This window comes from Flavobacterium sp. GNP001 (assembly GCF_054343775.1).
Map to the genome: position 1 here is coordinate 1,367,698 of NZ_JBTGUX010000001.1, position 19,914 is coordinate 1,387,611.

Sequence of the window (19,914 nt, forward strand, 5' to 3'; positions counted from 1 at the left end):
ATATTTTTTTTGGTAATACGGCAAAGTTATCATTTTGATTGGTTCTTGCACCCTAAAAAAATAGAAGTTTATTACAAATTTTGAGATATATTTGAAATTGTAAAAGACATAATCAAAGGAAAATTTTAGTAAATGAAAACAAAAATTGGTATTTTAGGAATTGGTGGCGTAGGCGGCTATTTTGGTGGATTGCTAGCCAAGGCTTACAGGGATTCAGATACGATTGAAATTGTGTTTATAGCCCGTGGTGCAACTAAAAACAGCATAGCACAAAATGGCTTAAAAATAACTACAGTTACTACTGAAAGCATTGTGTTTCCTGCATTAGTCTCCAATAATCCAGCAGAAATTGGAACTCTAGATATTCTTATTTGTGCCACAAAAACTTATGATATTGAAAACAGTCTCGCCTCAATAAAAGATTGTACCACCTCAGAAACTATGATTCTGCCTTTATACAATGGCGTTGATGCAACGGAGCGCATTAAAACATTATTTCCTGAAAATACAATTTTACAAGCTTGTGTTTATATTGTTGCAATGATTACGTCTCCTGGGAATATTAAGAAAATTGGTTCGTATGAAAAATTGTTTTTTGGTTCTCCAACTGTACCAATTTCTAAATTAGAAGCATTGCAATCTATTTTTACACATGCAAAAATCGAAAGTTACCTTGTTGAAAATATCGAGGAAACGGTTTGGGAAAAATTTATTTTTATTTCGGCTTTAGCTTCAGCAACATCGTATTTAAATGAAAATATTAGTGGTATTTTGAATAATCATAGCAATAAAGAACTTTACATCGCCTTACTAAATGAAATCTCAACTGTTGCTTTTGCAAAAGGGATTACCTTAACAAAAGATATTGTTTCTCAAACCATTATCAAACTCGAGAAGTCACCACAAGATAATACATCATCGATGCATCGAGATTTTTTAGCTGGAAAAACTACAGAAGTGAAATCACTCACAGAGTATGTGGTTGCTGAAGGGGTAAAATATGGAACTCCAACTCCGAACTATCAAATAATTTTAAACAAACTAACTAGAGAATAAGAAATAGTGTAAAATTCTGATTTTTTGAACTTTAATTTAGTAGGTTTGAAAACTGAAATTATCCATTAAAAAAATAATTAAAAAAGAATTCGCAATGCCATTAAAAAATTTTAAAAATAGCAAAACTTTTATTTTAGCGGCCTTTATGACTTTGACAATTCCTAACTCTTTTGCTCAGAACATACCCTCCGTAGCTAAAAGTCAATTTAAAATTAATGTACTATTACCAGGTTTGGTGTACGAATATGGTTTAAGTTCTAAAAACACCTTATACGCCGAAATAAGTTCGGGGTACGGATATACTTCAAATATGTTTGGAAATACTTGGAGTTTTTATCCATACGTAGACACTCAGTTTCGCCATTATTATAATCTTGATAAACGTGCTGCTAATAATAAAACTACAGCGCATAATACAGGAAGTTTTGTGACGTTAATGGGAGTTTATAATTTTGAATCGATCAATAGTAACAAAAACTTTTTACCTGAACAATCATCTTTTACACTTGCACCAGCTTGGGGTTTTCAACGTACTTATAACAAGAATTTTAATCTCGATCTAAGCGCCGGAATAGGGTATAACTTTCAAGGTTCCGACTCCAATGTCATACCAGTTATCAATTTTACACTTGGTTGGGTGATCGGTAAATAATGAAAACAAAAAAAGCGCTGACAGAGCGCTTTTTTTTATGGTAATTTTATTCTTCTTCTCCTTGATTTAAGGGAATTACCTTAACATCGTCTTGGTCATCATCCTCATCACTTTCAATTTCGAAAAAACTAAAGATCGATCCTCCGTAACTTTTTTGGAAAGAAAAATGCATCATGTGATCGAGTTTGGTGTATTTTGAATGTTCAATAACCATCATACCATCTTCATTAAGCAATTGCTTCTCAAAAACTAAAGCCACAATGCGCTCAAATGTTTTTTGATCCAAGTTGTACGGCGGATCCGCAAAGATAATATCGTAAGATGTTTTGCATTTTTCTAGGTAAGCAAAAACATCACTTTTAGTAGCAGCAATATTAAAATCGTATTCGGCAGCTACTTGTTTGATGAATTTTATGCAACCAAAATCGCCATCAACAGAAGTGATAGGTGTGCTTCCGCGAGATGCAAACTCGTAACTAATGTTGCCCGTTCCTGCAAAGAGATCCAGTACTTTAAGGCTATCAAAATTAAAATGATTGTTTAAAACATTGAATAATGCCTCTTTAGACATATCGGTTGTAGGTCGAACAGGTAGTCCTTTTGGGGGAAAAATGCGTCGCCCTTTGTATTTTCCTGAAATAATTCTCATGAATGGAATAGTATAAAATGGTTTCGGTTTTCAGCTTCAGTGAAATAATTATTCCAACGCAAATCTTCCACATCAATTAACGATACATTTCGAATGTATTTGTACGCTATTTGAAAAAGCGGATTTTCTTTGGTAATGGCTCCAATTAATTCTAAAGTGAAATATTCGGGGTTTAGCTGCAACTGCTCTGCAGTAAATAGGATGTAGTAAATAAAATCTTCAGGAGTTTGATACTCAAATGAATTGAAAAAAAGTAATTTTTGATTTTGCACTACTACAATTTCAAAATGACTTGCACTTACATGGACAAACATTTTTTTATCCCTCTGGTTTTCGAAGCATTAAGCAAAGTTTGCACTAAAATGGTACTTGCGTGTTTGTAGTTAAAAGCTCCAAATTGATCAATAAAAAAATTATTAATATTTACGTACGGAATAAAAACGGTATTTATTTCGTAAGCAGGAATAGCATCAAAAGCAAAAAAATCAGTTTCGAATACTTTGGTATTGTATTGCAAATAACTACCTAAATATTGCTCATCAAACAAAGGTTCAGGTACAAATGTTGCCAAGTTATTATTGTGAATTACAAGCACTTCATCGTACGAATCACGTAATTCAGGATGTTTGGTAAAAGCATCGGCAAATAATTCTTCGATTTTTGTCGTTTTAGGGAAAACATCAAAATGAATTTCGTTAAAAGACGAAACGGTATTATTTAAAGTATCGAAACAACAAAAGGAAAGCCCCGTTAATGAAACTTGAATAGAAAGTTTTTTATGAATTTTATCGGTAATAATCATACTGCAAAGCCTTTTTTCGAGAAGGCAAACTTACAAATTTTAAAACAAAGAAACAGATTGTAAAGCAGTGAAATCAAAAGTGATTCTAATTGCCGGAAATTGCTACTTCTTTTTTAAAATTCGTCCTCGCGGTGAGTCTGCTTCCAAAAGAACCAAATCTGAATGTAAAAATTTTGCGGCTGCGGCTGAATCTTCTACTTTAACCGCGCTACGTTTAAGCATTTCGGTTTCATACTTCTGTAAAACAGCTTGTCGTAAACCTATTTCTCGCCAAGATTCGTTGCCCAAACAAGCTGAGTGAATGGCTTGTGCCAAAGCTACTGCGTCAAGTAGTGCTTGATTGGCTCCCTGTCCTTTAAACGGACTCATAGGATGGGCAGCATCTCCCAAAAGAGTAATATTATCGTGATGCAAATCCGAAGATTGCAACAAAGCTCTGTCGTAAACAGGATATCCAGAAATTAAATTTTCAGGAGTAGCAGCGATAATGGCCGGAATAGGATGGTGCCATTGCATTCGCTCCAAAGCTTCGGCTTTTAGTGCTACGGGACCTTTTTCGCTGAGTCTAATCGCTTCTAATTCGGCTAACGGAAAACTAAATTGCCACATCACCGAATCATTGTCATACGGCATCATATAAATTCGATCGTTGCCATTTGCTGTTTGAAATACGGTAGCATTATCTAGCAATGAATCTTGAATTGATGGATTGTCCTTTAACGAACAAATACCCAGAATTAAAATACAATTCAAATAGCGTAAAGGGGCGATTTGGTCTCCTAAAAGCAGTTTCCGCACGGTGCTTCTAATACCGTCAGCACCAACAACAAGATGTGCTGTTTTGGTTATAATTTGATCTTCAACTTGAAAGCGAATTTCGATTCCTGCATCTCCAGAGTCTTTAAATCCAATCAATTGATGGTTCCATTGTATTGATTGATGGTCTTGTAATTGTTCTAATAAAGCACTACGTAAAGCTTGTCGAGCAATATGAATGTTGGAACGCTTGCCACTGTTTTTCACATCTTCTGTTAGCCATTTTCGAGCACCCCATTCTCCAATTATTTGGCCTTCTGTATTATGAACAACATGCCTTGATGATTTGATGCCTTGAGACAGGTTTTCAATTCCTAAACTACTAACGGCTTTGCTGGCTTGTTGTAAAGTCAAACCATATCCTTGAGATCTGGCCTGAAAATTAATATCACGTTCGTACAAAGTAAACGGAATGCCGCGGTGTAAGCAAGCAACTGCAAGAGCAACGCCGCCAATGCCGCCACCAATTATGGCAACAGTAGGAAAGGTTTTGTAATCGGCAGCTAAAAACGCTGCGCCTTCAACAATTCCCGTGCCTTGACAAGTAGCGCAACTATGCAAATGAGCTTTTGGAGGTTGTGGCATGGGTCCTTTTCGAGATTCCTTTTCGAATTGCTGAAGCGCGTTTGTGTACGCGCGTTTGGCTTTGTCACTAAGGCCTTTACTTTTTTTGCCACGACCTTGACATGCTGTACAAAAAATCCATTTTTTGGGATTTGAAATCAATTGAAATTTTTTTAAAGTATTGATTTAGTGGTATTATATAAAAATAACTATAATAAAACTTTGATGTTGATTTTCACAAAATCAAATCTACTTTTAAGCTGTTTTCACATATTTTCGAAAGGCAAATTTAAGATAAAAATTATTGGGAAGAAGTAGTGCAAATGCATAAAAAAGTCTTCTTTGCTAAGTGCTAAGAAGACTTTGTAGGTATAAAGAAAACGATTTGTAACCCAAGTGATTTTAAAATCGTAGTAAACAAGTATCTATTTTTGGATTTATTTCTGTGCAATTTCACGCGTTAACCAACCGCTTTTACCCGCTGTGGCAATCGAGTAAGGTGCAATCCAAAACAATCCGAAAGTAAACAAAATGCTATACGAGTACGCCCATAGTGATTCTGAAATACTGTATTTTTTGGCATAAAACAGAACTGGGAAAGTTGAAAATAACAGGATTCCCAATAAAGTTGAACTTACAAATAACAATGGATGTATTGCAATAAAAAACAACATGAACAGCAAAAATGGATAAGTCATCGCTAAGGTCAAGAATTGGTTAATAAACAACAAACGAGTTCCTGTTTTAGACTCTTTTTTAAAGTTAGTAAAAACATAGTTGGCCATTGCTAAGTTTTCGCGAACATTACTGCGTCCCCAACGAATAAACATTTTGTACAAAGCTTTGTATTTTTCAGGTACATCGGTTAAAACGACCGCATTGCGTTGAAAAAGTACTTTTTGTCCTTGTTTTAAGATCATATTGGTCATAGCACGGTCTTCGCCAATATCCGATGGAGTTCCCATAAAAGTTTGATTAATCCATTCTGGTAAACAATTAAAAACAGCTGTTCTTTTGTAGGCTGCCAAAGCGCCAGGAGTACACAACACGCTGCCTAGTCTGCTTTCTGCAGAGCGTACAAATTCAAAACTCATCACAAAACTTACATTCAGCATTTTTGGTAAAATAGCTGTTTTGTTGTTCAATACGCGCACATTTCCTGCAACAGCTCCACAATTTTCATCAGTTGCAAAAGGACTTACTAAGTTACGAAGTGTATCTTTTTCAATAATAGAATCACTATCAATGGTTACAAAAACGTCGCCCGTTCCTAAATGGAATCCACGGTACAAAGCATGACGTTTTCCTTTGTTTTCTGGTTGCTGAAAAATTTCAATTTGATCACCTAAGGTTTGTTTTGCTTTTTGCATCCATGACCAAGTATCATCTTTACTTCCATCATCTATCGCTAAAATCTGCAATTTATGTTTTGGAAAATCGCTGCCAGCAATACTTAATAAAGTTTGGTGAACCAAATGTCCTTCGTTATATGCTGGAACGATTACGGTTATTGTAGGAAGTAGTACATCTGTAACGGAAGCGATAGGTTTGTAGGTCAAATACAAATATACAGTGTATAAAAAGTAGATTGATTTAAAAGCAAGTAACGCAAGAGTCACCATTAAAAAGGCAAACCCTAAATTAGAGTCCATTCTACTTTCGTTGAAATTGTAAAAATCATCTTGCAATACATAAACTGTCGATGCGCCGATGAGTAACATCAAAATTGTAGTGCCCAATACCAATCGATTTTTTAAAACTGTTTGCGAAATTTTTGGCGTTGTAAAAACTGTTTTTTAGTTCTTTCAAAGATTGGGTTTGCTGTTGGTAAGGTTTGCGTTTTCATGTGTAATTGTTTTTGTTGTGTACTCCAATTCTTTTTTGCAATAGCAATACCATTTTTATTTATAATTGATTATCAGTGTTTTATTGTTTTGTAATTTATTTAATATGTATAATAATTACTCAATTGTTACCCATTACTCAATTCCTTCTGCAATTAGAAAGTTGAAAAATGGGGTAAGATTCAAGGTCATTTTTTTAAATTCCTTATGCTTTTGCAAAAGCGTCATTGTAAATCTGTAATTTTGTTTTTATAAATTGATCTCCCACATTTTGAAAAATATCTTAATTATTGACGACGAAGAAAAACTGCGTGGTTTACTGGCTCGTATTGTAAAATCAGAAGGATTTGAAGTTTTAGAAGCTCCCGATTTGCAATCTGGTTTTAAAAAATTGGAACACAACGCTATTGATGTCGTGCTTTGTGATGTAAAATTACCTGACGGAAATGGTGTTGATTTTGTTCAAAAAATAAAAAGCAGTTTTCCGTTTGTTGAAGTCATTTTGCTAACTGCTTTTGGAAAAATTTCAGATGGTGTTCAAGCCATGAAAAATGGCGCTTTTGATTATATCGTAAAAGGAGATGACAATGATAAAATTATTCCGCTTTTGCACAAGGCTCTGGACAAAGTAAGTCTTCAAAACAAAGTACAGCAATTAGAAAAACGCATTTCAGATAAATATTCATTTGATACCATCATAGGCAAATCCAAGGGATTAGAACTTGTTATTGATTTAGCTAAAAAAGTTGCTAAAACCGAATCGACCGTACTTTTAACAGGCGAAACAGGAACCGGGAAAGAGGTTTTTGCACAAGCCATTCACGAAAATAGTACGCGAGTTGGCAAGTCGTTTGTGGCTTTAAATTGTAGCACTTTTAGCAAAGAAATTCTTGAAAGCGAGTTATTTGGGCATAAAGTAGGAGCGTTTACTGGTGCAATTAAAGATAAAAAAGGTTTTATCGAAGAAGCCAATGGTGGGACTTTGTTTTTAGACGAAATAGGCGAAATGCCACTGGAACTTCAAGCAAAATTATTACGCGTTTTAGAGACGAACGAATACATTCGATTAGGAGATACCACGCCTAAAAAATCAAATTTCAGACTAATTGCAGCGACCAATCGGGATTTAAAAGCCGAAAGTGAAGCGCATCAATTTCGATCAGATTTGTATTTTAGACTTAATATTTTTGAAATTACGATTCCGCCTTTACGAGAAAGAATAAAAGATATTGCGCCATTAACCCACTATTTTGTCCAACAATTTTCAGCCAAAACGAATAAACCAACGCTCTCGGTTGATCCCGATTTTGTGCATTATTTAGAGAAACACCATTGGCCAGGAAACGTTCGAGAATTAAAAAATGTGATAGAACGCGCAGTAATTCTCGCCAATGATTTTACCTTAACAGCTGATGTTTTACCTTATGAAATTCAGCATCAACAGGGCAATAATAACAAAGTTATGTCGGCTTTTTCGATGCAAAGTGTAGAGAAACTTCACATTCAAAAAGTATTGAATTACACCAAAGGAAATAAAGCCGAAACGGCGCGCTTACTAGAAATAGGAATTGCAACTTTATACAGAAAATTAGAAGAATACCGCATTCAATAAACAACAACTTTTCGCTTTTGCAAACGCTTAAAAAGTTGGTTGAACCTACCACTAAACCTATCAAAAAGATAAAACCTTATCATTTTGATAGGTTTTTTTTATGCCAGAAATCACGATTTATTATTTAAAGTATTGCAATGTAAATAGTTACTATTTGTTTGCTGAAATGGGAATACTTTTTGGCAAGTGGTATGCAGAACAATAAAATCATTCTTATGAAAAAACAAGTCAATACGATTTATAAGCAAGCAGAGCGATTTGCTGAAATCACAAAAACGGCTATCCGAACAGGAAATATTTTAAGAGCCAAAAAATGTTTGGCATTGGCTGAAAGATTAATGACCGTTGGGAGCAACGAAACTAAAATTGCTATTACCAATGTGTATTTATTCTCGGTTTCGTCCTTCATGGAATTACAGCATTGTAGCATAGCCAACTTATTTCCAACACAATTAAAGTTGGCTTACATCAAGCAAGTCAATACTTGCAGTGTTTAAATCTAACCCTAACATTTTTAATTATGCTCATCACTCTTTTACTATTGGCTCTTGCTGTTGTATTGTTTGCAATTTGCTTTAAAGCCGTCGAATTTTTTGAAAAAATCTAATCTATGACACTCTTACTCTTCATCGCTTTGGCCGTTTTTGGCTATTTAGTTTACGTATTAATTAAACCTGAAAAATTTTAAAAATGATGCCACCACAATACAATTTGGTTACAAAGGCAATCCTAGCGTGGAGTGTCGCATTTCTGGGACTCATTCTCTTTTTGAAAGCCGACGTTTTATTTAATTTCTAACAAACAAATTATGAATACAGAATTATTAGGAGTCATCAGTATTTTTATACTTTCAATTCTTGTGGCTATTCCTTTTGGGAAATATATCGCCAAAGTTTTTACGGGAGATAAAACACTACTTGATCCGATTTTTAACCCAATTGAAAGATTTATTTTCAAGGCAAGTGGCATTAACGCTACCGAAGAAATGAATTGGAAACAACATTTAAAAGCACTTTTGAGTGTAAATATGGTTTGGTTTTTCCTTTGTTTCTTCATCTTGTTATTTCAAGGCTCTCTTTTTTTAAATCCAGATAACAACCCGAGCATGAGTCCTGATTTGGCTTTTAATACAGCCATTTCGTTTCTTGTAAATTGTAATTTACAACATTACTCTGGCGAAACTGGACTTTCGTACTTATCCCAAATGGTATTGATGTTCTTGCAGTTTGTTTCGGCCGCGGTTGGAATTGCAGCTGCGGCGATGGTTTTTAACGCCATGAAAGAACGAACAACTGATAAGCTGGGTAATTTTTACAATTATTTTATCAAATCGAGTACTCGTATTTTATTGCCACTGTCAGTATTTGTGGCTATTCTATTGGTTATTAGTGGAACACCTATGACTTTTGAAGGCAAAGATACCATTACGACTTTGCAAGGTGATTCAGTTTCAGTTTCTCGAGGTCCTGCGGCAGCGTTTATCGCTATCAAACATATTGGAACCAATGGTGGAGGATTTTTTGGTGCCAACTCTACGCATCCTTTTGAAAATCCGACTTATCTTTCAAATGCAGTCGAATTATGGGCACAGTTACTTATTCCGTTTGCTATGATTTTTGCTTTGGGCTTTTACCTAAAAAGAAGAAAATTATCCTATGTTGTATTTGGAGTAATGACGATCGGTTTTTTATTGCTAGTAATCCCAACAGTTATTTCAGAATTGAACGGAAATCCTGCAATAACAAAAATGGGAATTTCGCAGAGCACAGGAGCAATGGAAGGCAAAGAAGTACGATTTGGTCCTGCAATATCTGGTTTTTGGAGTATTGCTACAACGGTAATTTCAACAGGATCAGTCAACAGTATGCACGATAGCGCCATGCCGGTCTCAGGAGCCATGCAACTTTTGGCCATGATGGTAAATGCTTTTTATGGAGGTTGTGGCGTAGGTTGGCTTAATTTTTACATTTTCATTATCCTAGCGGTATTTATTTCGGGTTTAATGGTAGGGCGAACACCTGAATTTCTCGGAAAAAAAATAGAAGCACGCGAAGTTAAAATAGCTGCTTTTATTGCCATTCTTCATCCTTTATTGATTTTATCAGGAACGGCATTAGCTTCATACTTTGCGGCCAATGATACCGCAATGGGATACTGGTTTTCGGGTAACGCAACGGGCTGGCTAAACAATCCTGGTCATCACGGATTTTCTGAAATGTTATACGAGTTTACCTCAAGTGCCGCTAACAATGGTTCTGGTTTTGAAGGGCTTGGAGATAACAATCCATTTTGGAATATCACTACTGGAATCGTTTTATTGTTGAGTCGTTTCCTTCCAATAATCGGACCTGTAGCAATTGCTGGGTTGCTAGCGCACAAAAAATTTATTCCAGAAAGTGCTGGAACTTTAAAAACAGATACAACCATTTTTGGTGTTATGGTTTTTGCTGTGATTGCCATTATTGCTGCTTTATCTTTCTTTCCTGCACTGGCACTTGGTCCATTAGCAGAATATTTTACACTAAAATAATTTAAAAAATGACTAACAATAAATCCAACTCATTGTTTGAAAGTAAGCAAGTTAAGGAAGCTTTACTGCAATCCTTTATTAAGCTTGACCCTAGAATAATGTTCAAAAATCCGGTCATGTTTACCGTTGAAATAGGAACTGCCGTAATGCTAGCAGTTTGCATTGCAATCCTTTTTGGTGCTCAGGATCAAGGTAGTTTTACCTACAATTTTATCGTGTTCTTAATGTTATTAGCAACTCTTTTATTTGCCAATTTTGCTGAGGCTATTGCCGAGGCTAGAGGAAAAGCGCAAGCAGATAGTTTGCGAAAAACACGCGAAGAAACGCCTGCCAGACTGGTTTTGTCAAATGGTGAAATCAAAAACATCAGCTCATCTGAATTAAAAAAAGGGGATGTTTTTGTGTGTGAATCGGGAGATTTAATTGCAACCGATGGCGAAATCATCGAAGGTTTAGCAACTATTGACGAAAGCGCCATCACAGGTGAAAGTGCGCCCGTAATACGTGAGGCAGGCGGAGACAAATCATCTGTAACGGGAGGTACAAAAGTACTTTCTGATAAAATTAAAGTGATGGTTACCAATGAACCTGGCGAAAGTTTTCTGGATAAAATGATTGCTTTGGTTGAAGGCGCTAGCCGCCAAAAAACACCTAACGAAATTGCACTTACGATTTTATTGGCTGCTTTTACGCTCATTTTTGTGATTGTGTGTGTTACTTTAAAACCTTTTGCTGATTATGCTAACGCGCCAATAACGATTGCAGCTTTTATTGCACTGTTTGTTTGTTTAATTCCAACTACCATCGGTGGTTTATTATCTGCAATTGGAATTGCGGGAATGGATCGGGCATTACGCGCTAATGTGATTACAAAATCAGGAAAAGCAGTGGAAACTGCCGGCGATATTGACGTTTTACTGTTGGATAAAACAGGAACGATCACAATAGGAAACAGAAAAGCTACCGGATTTTATGCTGCTGCAGGCATCAATGAAGCCGATTTTATTGCATCAGCAGTACTAAGTTCTTTAGCCGATGATACACCCGAAGGAAAGAGTATTGTTGAGTTAGCAGGTCCTGCAGTCGCTGAAAAATTATCTATTGAAGGAGCGACTCTCATTAAATTTACTGCCGAAACTAGAACGAGTGGCGTGATTTTAAAAGATGGTACAAACATTAGAAAAGGAGCACAAGACGCAGCTAAAAATATTGCAGCCCAAGCGGGAACTATTTTTCCTGAGGATATCGCTCAAAAAGTAATTGAAATTTCATCAAACGGTGGAACGCCATTAATCGTCATCAAAAATGGGTCGGTTCAAGGTGTGATCGAGTTGCAAGACATCATCAAAACGGGAATGAAAGAACGTTTTGATCGCTTGCGAAAAATGGGCGTAAAAACGGTTATGGTAACGGGTGACAATCCGTTGACGGCCAAATTTATTGCTGAAAAAGCAGGTGTAGACGATTTTATTGCCGAGGCAAAACCAGAGGATAAAATGAATTACATCAAGAACGAACAACAAATGGGAAAACTGGTAGCCATGATGGGCGATGGTACAAATGATGCTCCCGCTCTTGCTCAAGCTGATGTAGGAGTTGCCATGAACAGCGGAACACAAGCTGCTAAAGAAGCCGGCAATATGGTCGATTTAGACAATGACCCTACAAAATTGATTGAAATAATTGAAATTGGAAAACAGTTACTAATGACACGCGGAACGCTTACTACATTCTCAATTGCAAACGATGTGGCCAAATATTTTGCTATTGTTCCCGCTTTGTTTATCACTGCCATTCCAGCGCTCCAAGGCTTGAACATTATGCAACTGCACAGTCCTGAAAGTGCTATTTTATCTGCGGTTTTGTTCAACGCGATTATCATTCCAATTTTGATTCCGCTTGCGCTAAAGGGAGTCGATTATAAACCAATTGGTGCGAGTGCTATTTTGCAAAGAAACCTTTTGATTTACGGTCTAGGTGGCTTAGTTGTTCCGTTTATCGGAATTAAATTGATCGATTTGGTTGTCGCATTATTTATGTAAAATCAAGCCTAACAGGTTTTCAGAGCCTGTTAGGTTTATAAAAAAATAAAAAAATGAAAAATGTATATTCTATTTTAAAATTGACCTTGTTCATGGTAGTTTTATTAGCGGTGATTTATCCAATGGCAGTTTTTGGAATTGCGCAATTGGCGGCGAACGAAGGAAAAGGCGAAACGGTTTTGGTAAACGGAAAAGTGGTAGGTTATCAAAAAATTGGTCAGAAATTCGATAAATCGAATTATTTTTGGGGTCGCCCATCGGCAGTAGATTACAATGCTGCGGGAAGTGCTGGAAGTAATAAAGGTCCGAGTAATGCAGAATATTTAGAAGTTGTTCAAAAACGTATTGATACTTTTTTAGTAGCGCATCCATATTTAAAAAAATCGGATATTCCAGCTGATATTGTAACGGCTTCGGGCAGTGGTTTGGATCCGCATATTTCGCCGCAAGCCGCTTTTATTCAAGTTAAACGCATTTCTCAGGAGCGCAATTTATCAGAAGATATGGTTAAAAAATTAGTCGAAAGTAAGGTAAATACTCCCCAAATTATAGGAACTCCGTTTGTTAATGTGTTGGAATTGAATGTGGCTTTAAATGAACTAAAATAAAAATCTCGCAAAGTTTCTTGTTAAACAAATAATGTATTTGAATGATAGTATTCTGTTCTTTACGAGAGTACTAGCCCAGATGGAAATGGCATCCTTTGCTTGCCTTTTTTCGGCAAGCAAAGATATAGTGGACAGCTGGAATAGCTTCTAGAAAAAAAATTAACGAGGATGAAATGATTTTATTCTCATCTAAAAAATATAAAATGAAAAAAATAATGTTAGCGGCTTTAATAGCCTGTGGTGTATCAACTGTTCAAGCTCAAGAAGTCGAAAAAACTAAAAGTCCATTGACGTTTTCGGGTTATGCTGAAACGTATTACAGTTATGATTTTGCGAATCCTGAAAACCATGCTCGTCCTGGATTTATTTACAATTACAACAAGCATAATGAGGTCAATTTGAATTTGGGCTTCGCAAAAATGAATTATTCCAGCAATACGGTTCGAGGAAATTTTGCTTTGATGGCAGGAACCTATGCGGAGTATAATTTGGCTGCGGAGAGCGATTTGATGCAACATGTTTTTGAGGCAAATGTTGGTGTGCGCATTTCATCAAAGGCAAATTTATGGGTAGATGCAGGAATTATGCCGTCGCATATTGGATTTGAGAGCGCGATTGGTAAAGACAATATGACTTTAACCAGAAGTATTTTAGCTGAAAACTCACCTTATTATGAAAGTGGTGTAAAAATAGGGTACACATCACCATCTGAAAAATGGTATTTAGCAGCGATGTATTTGAACGGATGGCAACGCATTCAGAAAATTGATGGCAATCAAACTCCGGCTTTTGGAACTCAAGTTACCTATAAACCGAACGCAAAAGTAACGCTCAATTGGAGTACTTATGCTGGTAATGAGCAGGCCGATGTGGCGTGCAGATGGCGTTATTTCAATAATTTTTACGGACAATTAAAAGTTGCCGAAAAAACAACATTAATTGCAGGTTTTGATATTGGATCGCAGCAAAAAGCAGTTAAAAGTAGTACTTATGATGTTTGGTTTACGCCCGTTTTGATGGCTCAGTACAAACCTACAAACAAGGTGCAATTGGCCGCACGAGCAGAATATTACAATGATGAAAAAGGAGTAATTATAGCTAGTGGCACACCAAATGGTTTTAAAACCTACGGATTCTCGGCTAATTTTGATTACCTCGTGAGCGACAATGTAATTTTTAGAGTAGAAGCTAGAAATTTACAAAGCCAAGATGCGGTTTTTGTAAAAAATAGTATTCCAAGCACTAGTAATACTTTTTTAACTACTTCGCTAGCGATCTCGCTCTAATTAATATCATGAAAGGCATATAAGTTCAAAAAAGAAAACTTAAATGTCCTTATATGCCTTATATGGTACTTTTTTATGGAACAAGAAAAACAAAATAATGCGCAACATTTTCTGGATTTGATTCAGAAATCACGTAAAGGGAAATTCAAAGTCTATATTGGGATGAGCGCTGGCGTTGGCAAAACCTATCGGATGTTGCAGGAAGCACATACTTTGCTTAAAAACGGAATTGATGTAAAAATAGGGTATATCGAAACGCATTTCAGGAAAGAAACGCATGAATTACTTGATGGATTACCTATAATTCCCAGGCGAAGTCTTTTTTACAAAGGCAAACATTTAGAAGATATGGATGTTCAGGCTATTATTAATTTACGACCTGAAGTGGTCATTGTAGATGAGTTGGCGCATACCAACATGGAAGGAAGTAAAAATGAAAAGCGATGGCAAGATGTTCTAGAGATTTTGGATGCGGGAATTAACGTGATTAGTGCCGTAAATATTCAACATATTGAGAGCTTGAACCAAGATGTAAAACGCATTACATCGGTTGATGTTCAAGAACGAGTTCCTGATAATGTATTGCGATTGGCAGATGAAGTGGTCAATATCGATTTAACAGCAGAAGATTTAATTGCACGCTTGCGCGAAGGCAAAATTTATACTGCTGACAAAATTCAAACCGCACTTAACAATTTTTTTAAACCCGATCAAATCCTGCAGTTACGAGAATTAGCCTTGAAAGAAGTAGCTAGTCAAGTGGTTCGTAAAGTAGAAAATGAAGTGAAACCAACGGCAGGACATCGTCACGAAAAATTGCTTGCTTGCATTAGCAGTAACGATACTACAGCTAAAATTGTGATTCGGAAAGCAGCTCGATTAGCTAGTTATTACAATTGCAGTTGGTATGTTTTATATGTAGAAACTCCAAAAGAAAGCAGCGATAAAATTGCGCTAGACAAACAACGGTATTTGATTAATAATTTCAAATTAGCCACGCAACTTGGAGGCGAAGTGCTAAAAATTAGTAGCCCTGATATTACTGAAACCATGTTAAAAATTGTTACTGAAAAACACATTACAACAGTTTGCATCGGGAAACCGCATTTCAATTTAATTAAAGTAATTTTGTCTACGACTATTTTTACACGTTTGCTAAATAGTCTTTCATTATCAAATGTTGATTTAGTGATTTTGTCTTAACTAAATCAAGGTTTCAAAGCTTTTCGCAAAAGTTAAATTGTTCTTTATTTATAGTAGCAAACAAGAGCAACAACAATCAAAACATGGTTGAACATAAATTCATCCCACGAAAATATGAGAATTAAAACAAAATTAAATTTAGGAGTAGGCTTGTTATTTGGGCTGATCATTATACTCTCTTTGGTTAGCGCATATTATGTTTTTTCGATAAAAAAAGACACCGAAAATATTTTGAAGGCCAATTACAACACCTTAGAATATTCGAGAAATATGCTTCTTTCATTAGAAAAAATAAGTACTGATGAACAAGCGGCAGTTGCAGTTTTTGAATCTAATCTCAAAAATCAAATTCTCAATATTACCGAATCAGGAGAAGATGTTGTGACCTACAGCATTCAAAAGCAGTTCAATGCTTTGAAATTGGAAAGTAACAATTCCACTTTAAAGAATACTATTCGGTTGGATATTTTTGAACTCATGAAACTCAACATGATTGCAATAAAACAAAAGAGTGATTTAGCGACACAAACCGCTGAAACGGCAAATTTTTGGATTGCAATTACCGGAACCTTATGCTTTTTAATTGCCTTTAATTTGCTTGTCAATTTACCAAACAATATTGCAAATCCAATCAAGGAATTAACAGCGAGTATCAAAGAAATTGCGAATAAAAATTACTCACAACGTGTTCATTTTATGAATCATAATGAGTACGGCGATGTGGCAAGGTCATTCAATACGATGGCTCAAAAGTTAGAAGAATATAGTAACAGTGACTTGCACAAATTGGCTTTTGAAAAAAAACGTTTAGAGACTTTAATCAACAAAACACACGATCCCATTATCGGATTAGATACTGAAGGAATTGTTTTGTTTGCCAATGATGAAGCACTAAAAATTATGGGAATGCATAGCGAAGATGTAATTGGTCAATCCGCATCTACCTTGGCTTTATCCAATGATTTGCTTCGAAATTTGATTCTTAGCGAAGTTCAAGATGAAATTGAAAAACCAGCAAAAAAAGTACTTCCGATAAAAATATTTGCTGATGGTAAAGAAAGTTATTTTGAAAAAGAAATTGTGAATATCACTATCCAGCCAACTGGAGAAGAACACATTATTGCGATTGGTGATGTAATTATTTTGAAAAATATTACCGCTTTTAAAGAATTGGATTTTGCAAAAACTAATTTTATTGCTACCGTTTCGCACGAATTGAAAACTCCAATTGCATCGATAAAATTAAGTTTACAATTGCTAGAGCAAGAACAAACGGGCAGCATTAATGCAGAACAAAAACAGTTAATATCAGGTATTAAAGAAGATAGTCAGCGTTTACTAAAAATTACTGGCGAATTGCTGGAACTATCGCAACTAGAAACTGGAAATATTCAATTGCGAATGGAAAATAGTAATCCATACGATATGATTCAGTACGCAATTGAAGCTGTAAAAGTGCAAGCGGATAAAAAGCAGATCCAATTTAATGTGGTTGTAGAACCTAATATTCAAACAGTAAAAGTTGATAGCGAAAAAACGGCGTGGGTTCTAATTAATTTTTTAACCAATGCAGTTGCTTATTCTTCTGAAAATAGTAGCGTTACTGTTAATCTTAAAAAAGAAGGCAATAAAGCTATATTTCAAGTTATCGATACGGGGCGAGGTATTGACAATCGCTATAAAACAAAGGTTTTTGATAAGTATTTTCAAGTTCCTGGTAGTCATAAATCAGGAACAGGATTGGGTTTGGCAATCAGTAAAGAATTTATCGAAGCTCAAAATGGTACTATTGGCGTAGAAAGTGAATTAGGTTTGGGTAGTACTTTTTATTTTTCTGTGGATTTGGTTTAAAAAGTGTCTCAAACCATTTCAAATTATATTACTCTAACGTCAAGGCTCCTAAAATTTCTTCTGACAAAAAGGGTCCACCCGGATATTGTGCGGTGTAGTCTAAGTTCATCCAAATTTGTCCGCGTTCGTCAACGTGATAATGTAATTTTTGATTGGCACTTTCCTTCGGGAAAAGAATATTCTTGATTAAAAAATTGACTTTTTCTAAATCAGCTTCAGTTCCAATTAAAATTTCAGGGTAAATGTGTCCCGTAGTATGAATTAGTCGTGGCGTTCCACCAATAGATTTGATACTGGCAGCCATTAAAATAGAATGATCGTCACAATCTCCTGAAAAATAAAGTAAAGATTCTGATGCCGTTGCAATGTAATCACGCGCTTTTGGGTCACTTACGTAATTCCAACGGCTGTTGATTTCTTTGAAAACGGCAAAACATTGAATGATTGTTCGGTAATCTGAGTAGCCCTTTAGTCCCTTAAAATGCTCATTCGTAGCCATGATTGCAAAATTGCGAATCTTTGGGTTTTGGTATTCAATGGCATTAACAATTTTAGATTTGTTTGGAAAAGGCAACAATTTTGCAATGATAATATCTTGCGGATACGGATTATCAGACATTGTGTAAAGCATCGTGTTGTAGTCGTCATAAACGCTATTAAAACCATAATTACCAATAGTAGAACCGTAAATTAATGCCAGTAGATAAACAAAAATACAAAGTATGATAATTGTACGTAATAACCTTAAAATTAGCTGAATTACCACGACCATAACGATAAAAATCACTACGCGATCAATGTTTAAAAACCAATTGGGATTGATTAAGTTTTGATGTAAAATGATAAAAAGAGGAATGGCAATTAATACATTCAGTACAAAAATGATCACATCATCCCAAGGTTTTTTGACCTGAAAACGATGTTTAATTCCCTGAAAATTAATTTCTTTTTTTTGTATCATAGTTACAATAAAAACAGTTCCCTATACTGTTTTTACAATGTCCTCAAAAGTACCTTTTTTATCAATAATTCCGAGTTCAAAAAGTTGATTTTGAACTTTGTTTAACATTTGAGGTTCTAATCCTTTTTGAGACCAACGCGTTAATCGCAACCATTCTTGAATATCTTCTATTTTTTGGCTGTAGGCTTGAGCTAATGTTTTGTCAATGCTTGGTATGTCTTTGAATTCTTGCGTGGTTTGATTGATGATTTCTAATACTTTCGAAACTATTTCTGGTTGTTCTAGCAATACTTCATCGCGAACTGCAATTACAAAGCACGGCCAAGGAGTAGGGCAATCAGCAACTCGTCTGAAAATTCCTTGATCTACGAGTGGTTTTGTCATAAAACGTTCCCACATAAAATAATCTGCGGTTCCGTTTGTCAAGGCTTCAACAGCACCGTCGATAGTATTTACAATTTCAAATTGTAAATTAGTTGTATCCCATTCTTGATTATTAGCATTTACATAGGCCATCAATTGCGAACCAGAACCCAAGCGGGAAATGGCAACTTTAGCGTTTTCTAAATCTGCTAAGGTTTTAAAACGAGAATTAGCAGCAACATGAATACCCCAAATTAAAGGACTATCAACATAAACTTGCACTATTTTGCTCGCATTTCCAGCAGTGATGTCTTTTACAATTCCTTCGGTGAGGATAACAGCAATATCAGTTTCGCCATCTCGAAGCATTTGACACATTTTTCCAGTTCCCTCAGGAACATCAGTCCATTGCAAATCGATGTTTTCGTTTTCAAAATCTCCGTTTTCAATGGCTAAATGCCAAGGCAAATTAAAATGTTCTGGAACTCCTGCTATTTTTATAGTTTTCATTATAGATTAGGATTTTTTAATTCGTACCAATTCCAAGAAACACCGTCTTCTAAATAGGTTTCAGTCATTTGTAGGCCGATTTTCTGCAAAATTCGGTTAGAAGCAATGTTATCTGAATGCGCTGCTGCTTCCATAACCGGAATTTTCATAGTTTTAAAACCATAGTCCAACCACGCAAAACTAGCTTCACTAGCGTAGCCTTTGCCCCAAAATTTTTCATCTAAGCGATACCCAATGTCGTAAAAATGGATTTTGTTATTGACCATTTCGGTGTTGAATTTGAGTCCAGCCCAACCAATGACCTCATTTGTTTCTTTCAAAACCATTACAAAACGTCCAATTTTGTTTTGCTTATACTGCTCTTGAACGGAGTTGATGATTTTATTTACCTCGCTTACGTCTGTTAATGGATTGTTCCAAAGGTATTCGTGTACTTTTGGATTTCGGTCCATTTCGAACAACGCTTCGGCATCTGAAAGTTTCATTTCTCGTAAAAGTAATCGGTCAGTTTCTAGAATTAAGTCCATGGTAAATTAATTTTAAGTCTTTAGCACTGTTTGCTTTA

General features: G+C 35.6%; 17 protein-coding genes and 1 pseudogene. 11 read left to right on the forward strand and 7 right to left on the reverse strand.

The features are described from left to right. Positions 1 to 132: 132 nt before the first annotated feature. Positions 133 to 1,056 carry a ketopantoate reductase family protein gene (locus ACXX8U_RS05785; protein WP_458565018.1) on the forward strand — a complete coding sequence of 308 codons (924 nt, stop codon included), beginning with the start codon at positions 133 to 135 and terminating at the stop codon, positions 1,054 to 1,056. A gap of 94 nt (positions 1,057 to 1,150) precedes the next feature. Continuing rightward, entirely contained in the window at positions 1,151 to 1,708 is a 558-nt protein-coding gene (locus tag ACXX8U_RS05790) for a hypothetical protein (protein WP_458565019.1), read from the forward strand. Between the two features lie 46 nt (positions 1,709 to 1,754). Here ACXX8U_RS05790 and ACXX8U_RS05795 read toward each other — a convergent pair whose 3' ends face one another. The 4 genes and pseudogenes from ACXX8U_RS05795 to ACXX8U_RS05810 all read right to left on the reverse strand — a co-directional run bounded on the left by ACXX8U_RS05795 (position 1,755) and on the right by ACXX8U_RS05810 (position 6,278). Next, entirely contained in the window at positions 1,755 to 2,357 is a 603-nt protein-coding gene (locus ACXX8U_RS05795) for an RsmD family RNA methyltransferase (protein ID WP_458565020.1), read from the reverse strand. Further along, positions 2,354 to 3,159: pseudogene (locus ACXX8U_RS05800) on the reverse strand (DUF3822 family protein). Before ACXX8U_RS05800 ends, ACXX8U_RS05795 begins: the two are co-directional and overlap by 4 nt. Before the next feature lie 102 nt (positions 3,160 to 3,261). Beyond that, on the reverse strand, positions 3,262 to 4,701 hold the full coding sequence (locus ACXX8U_RS05805) for an FAD-dependent oxidoreductase (protein WP_458565021.1): 1,440 nt from the start codon (positions 4,699 to 4,701) through the stop codon (positions 3,262 to 3,264). A gap of 275 nt (positions 4,702 to 4,976) precedes the next feature. After that, positions 4,977 to 6,278: a glycosyltransferase gene (locus ACXX8U_RS05810; protein ID WP_458565022.1), complete on the reverse strand. Its 1,302-nt coding sequence runs from the start codon at positions 6,276 to 6,278 to the stop codon at positions 4,977 to 4,979. A 373-nt stretch (positions 6,279 to 6,651) separates the two neighbouring features. On the opposite strand from ACXX8U_RS05810, the gene ACXX8U_RS05815 reads away from it, so the two are divergent. The 9 genes from ACXX8U_RS05815 (at position 6,652) to ACXX8U_RS05855 (ending at position 17,515) form a co-directional block, all read left to right on the forward strand. Then, complete coding sequence (locus ACXX8U_RS05815; protein WP_458566389.1) at positions 6,652 to 7,995, forward strand: sigma-54-dependent transcriptional regulator; 1,344 nt, start codon at positions 6,652 to 6,654, stop codon at positions 7,993 to 7,995. 215 nt (positions 7,996 to 8,210) lie between these two features. Beyond that, complete coding sequence (locus ACXX8U_RS05820) at positions 8,211 to 8,492, forward strand: DUF7674 family protein (RefSeq protein WP_458565023.1); 282 nt, start codon at positions 8,211 to 8,213, stop codon at positions 8,490 to 8,492. A gap of 113 nt (positions 8,493 to 8,605) precedes the next feature. Then, on the forward strand, positions 8,606 to 8,683 hold the full coding sequence (gene kdpF, locus ACXX8U_RS05825) for a K(+)-transporting ATPase subunit F (protein ID WP_236363702.1): 78 nt from the start codon (positions 8,606 to 8,608) through the stop codon (positions 8,681 to 8,683). Between the two features lie 120 nt (positions 8,684 to 8,803). Beyond that, positions 8,804 to 10,525: a potassium-transporting ATPase subunit KdpA gene (kdpA, locus tag ACXX8U_RS05830; RefSeq protein ID WP_458565024.1), complete on the forward strand. Its 1,722-nt coding sequence runs from the start codon at positions 8,804 to 8,806 to the stop codon at positions 10,523 to 10,525. A gap of 8 nt (positions 10,526 to 10,533) precedes the next feature. Next, entirely contained in the window at positions 10,534 to 12,567 is a 2,034-nt protein-coding gene (gene kdpB, locus ACXX8U_RS05835; protein WP_458565025.1) for a potassium-transporting ATPase subunit KdpB, read from the forward strand. 53 nt (positions 12,568 to 12,620) lie between these two features. Continuing rightward, positions 12,621 to 13,175 (forward strand): K(+)-transporting ATPase subunit C, encoded by a 555-nt coding sequence (locus ACXX8U_RS05840; RefSeq protein WP_458565026.1) that lies wholly within the window; start codon positions 12,621 to 12,623, stop codon positions 13,173 to 13,175. A 203-nt stretch (positions 13,176 to 13,378) separates the two neighbouring features. After that, positions 13,379 to 14,461: a porin gene (locus ACXX8U_RS05845; RefSeq protein ID WP_458565027.1), complete on the forward strand. Its 1,083-nt coding sequence runs from the start codon at positions 13,379 to 13,381 to the stop codon at positions 14,459 to 14,461. Between the two features lie 75 nt (positions 14,462 to 14,536). After that, a complete protein-coding gene (locus ACXX8U_RS05850) occupies positions 14,537 to 15,664 on the forward strand; it encodes a sensor protein KdpD (protein WP_458565028.1) in 1,128 nt (375 codons plus the stop codon). A 114-nt stretch (positions 15,665 to 15,778) separates the two neighbouring features. Further along, positions 15,779 to 17,515 carry a HAMP domain-containing sensor histidine kinase gene (locus tag ACXX8U_RS05855; RefSeq protein WP_458565029.1) on the forward strand — a complete coding sequence of 579 codons (1,737 nt, stop codon included), beginning with the start codon at positions 15,779 to 15,781 and terminating at the stop codon, positions 17,513 to 17,515. Positions 17,516 to 17,543: 28 nt separating this feature from the next. On the opposite strand, the gene ACXX8U_RS05860 is transcribed toward ACXX8U_RS05855, so the two are convergent. The 3 genes from ACXX8U_RS05860 to ACXX8U_RS05870 are packed head-to-tail and all read right to left on the reverse strand — an operon-like array spanning position 17,544 to position 19,876. Further along, positions 17,544 to 18,476, reverse strand: coding sequence for a transglutaminase-like domain-containing protein (locus ACXX8U_RS05860; protein WP_458565030.1), 933 nt, complete (start codon positions 18,474 to 18,476; stop codon positions 17,544 to 17,546). 21 nt (positions 18,477 to 18,497) lie between these two features. Continuing rightward, positions 18,498 to 19,349 carry a substrate-binding domain-containing protein gene (locus ACXX8U_RS05865; protein WP_458565031.1) on the reverse strand — a complete coding sequence of 284 codons (852 nt, stop codon included), beginning with the start codon at positions 19,347 to 19,349 and terminating at the stop codon, positions 18,498 to 18,500. After that, positions 19,349 to 19,876 (reverse strand): GNAT family N-acetyltransferase, encoded by a 528-nt coding sequence (locus tag ACXX8U_RS05870; RefSeq protein ID WP_458565032.1) that lies wholly within the window; start codon positions 19,874 to 19,876, stop codon positions 19,349 to 19,351. The genes ACXX8U_RS05865 and ACXX8U_RS05870 overlap by 1 nt, the downstream gene beginning before the upstream one ends. Positions 19,877 to 19,914 lie beyond the last annotated feature (38 nt).

Bases quoted from the DNA above. Each gene is read 5' to 3' on its own strand.
- ACXX8U_RS05785 (WP_458565018.1), top strand. From the start codon at position 133: ATGAAAACAAAAATTGGTATTTTAGGAATTGGTGGCGTAGGCGGCTAT.
- ACXX8U_RS05790 (WP_458565019.1), top strand. From the start codon at position 1,151: ATGCCATTAAAAAATTTTAAAAATAGCAAAACTTTTATTTTAGCGGCC.
- ACXX8U_RS05795 (WP_458565020.1), bottom strand. From the start codon at position 2,357: ATGAGAATTATTTCAGGAAAATACAAAGGGCGACGCATTTTTCCCCCA.
- ACXX8U_RS05820 (WP_458565023.1), top strand. From the start codon at position 8,211: ATGAAAAAACAAGTCAATACGATTTATAAGCAAGCAGAGCGATTTGCT.
- kdpF (WP_236363702.1), top strand. From the start codon at position 8,606: ATGACACTCTTACTCTTCATCGCTTTGGCCGTTTTTGGCTATTTAGTT.
- kdpA (WP_458565024.1), top strand. From the start codon at position 8,804: ATGAATACAGAATTATTAGGAGTCATCAGTATTTTTATACTTTCAATT.
- kdpB (WP_458565025.1), top strand. From the start codon at position 10,534: ATGACTAACAATAAATCCAACTCATTGTTTGAAAGTAAGCAAGTTAAG.
- ACXX8U_RS05840 (WP_458565026.1), top strand. From the start codon at position 12,621: ATGAAAAATGTATATTCTATTTTAAAATTGACCTTGTTCATGGTAGTT.
- ACXX8U_RS05845 (WP_458565027.1), top strand. From the start codon at position 13,379: ATGAAAAAAATAATGTTAGCGGCTTTAATAGCCTGTGGTGTATCAACT.
- ACXX8U_RS05850 (WP_458565028.1), top strand. From the start codon at position 14,537: ATGGAACAAGAAAAACAAAATAATGCGCAACATTTTCTGGATTTGATT.
- ACXX8U_RS05855 (WP_458565029.1), top strand. From the start codon at position 15,779: ATGAGAATTAAAACAAAATTAAATTTAGGAGTAGGCTTGTTATTTGGG.
- ACXX8U_RS05860 (WP_458565030.1), bottom strand. From the start codon at position 18,476: ATGATACAAAAAAAAGAAATTAATTTTCAGGGAATTAAACATCGTTTT.
- ACXX8U_RS05865 (WP_458565031.1), bottom strand. From the start codon at position 19,349: ATGAAAACTATAAAAATAGCAGGAGTTCCAGAACATTTTAATTTGCCT.
- ACXX8U_RS05870 (WP_458565032.1), bottom strand. From the start codon at position 19,876: ATGGACTTAATTCTAGAAACTGACCGATTACTTTTACGAGAAATGAAA.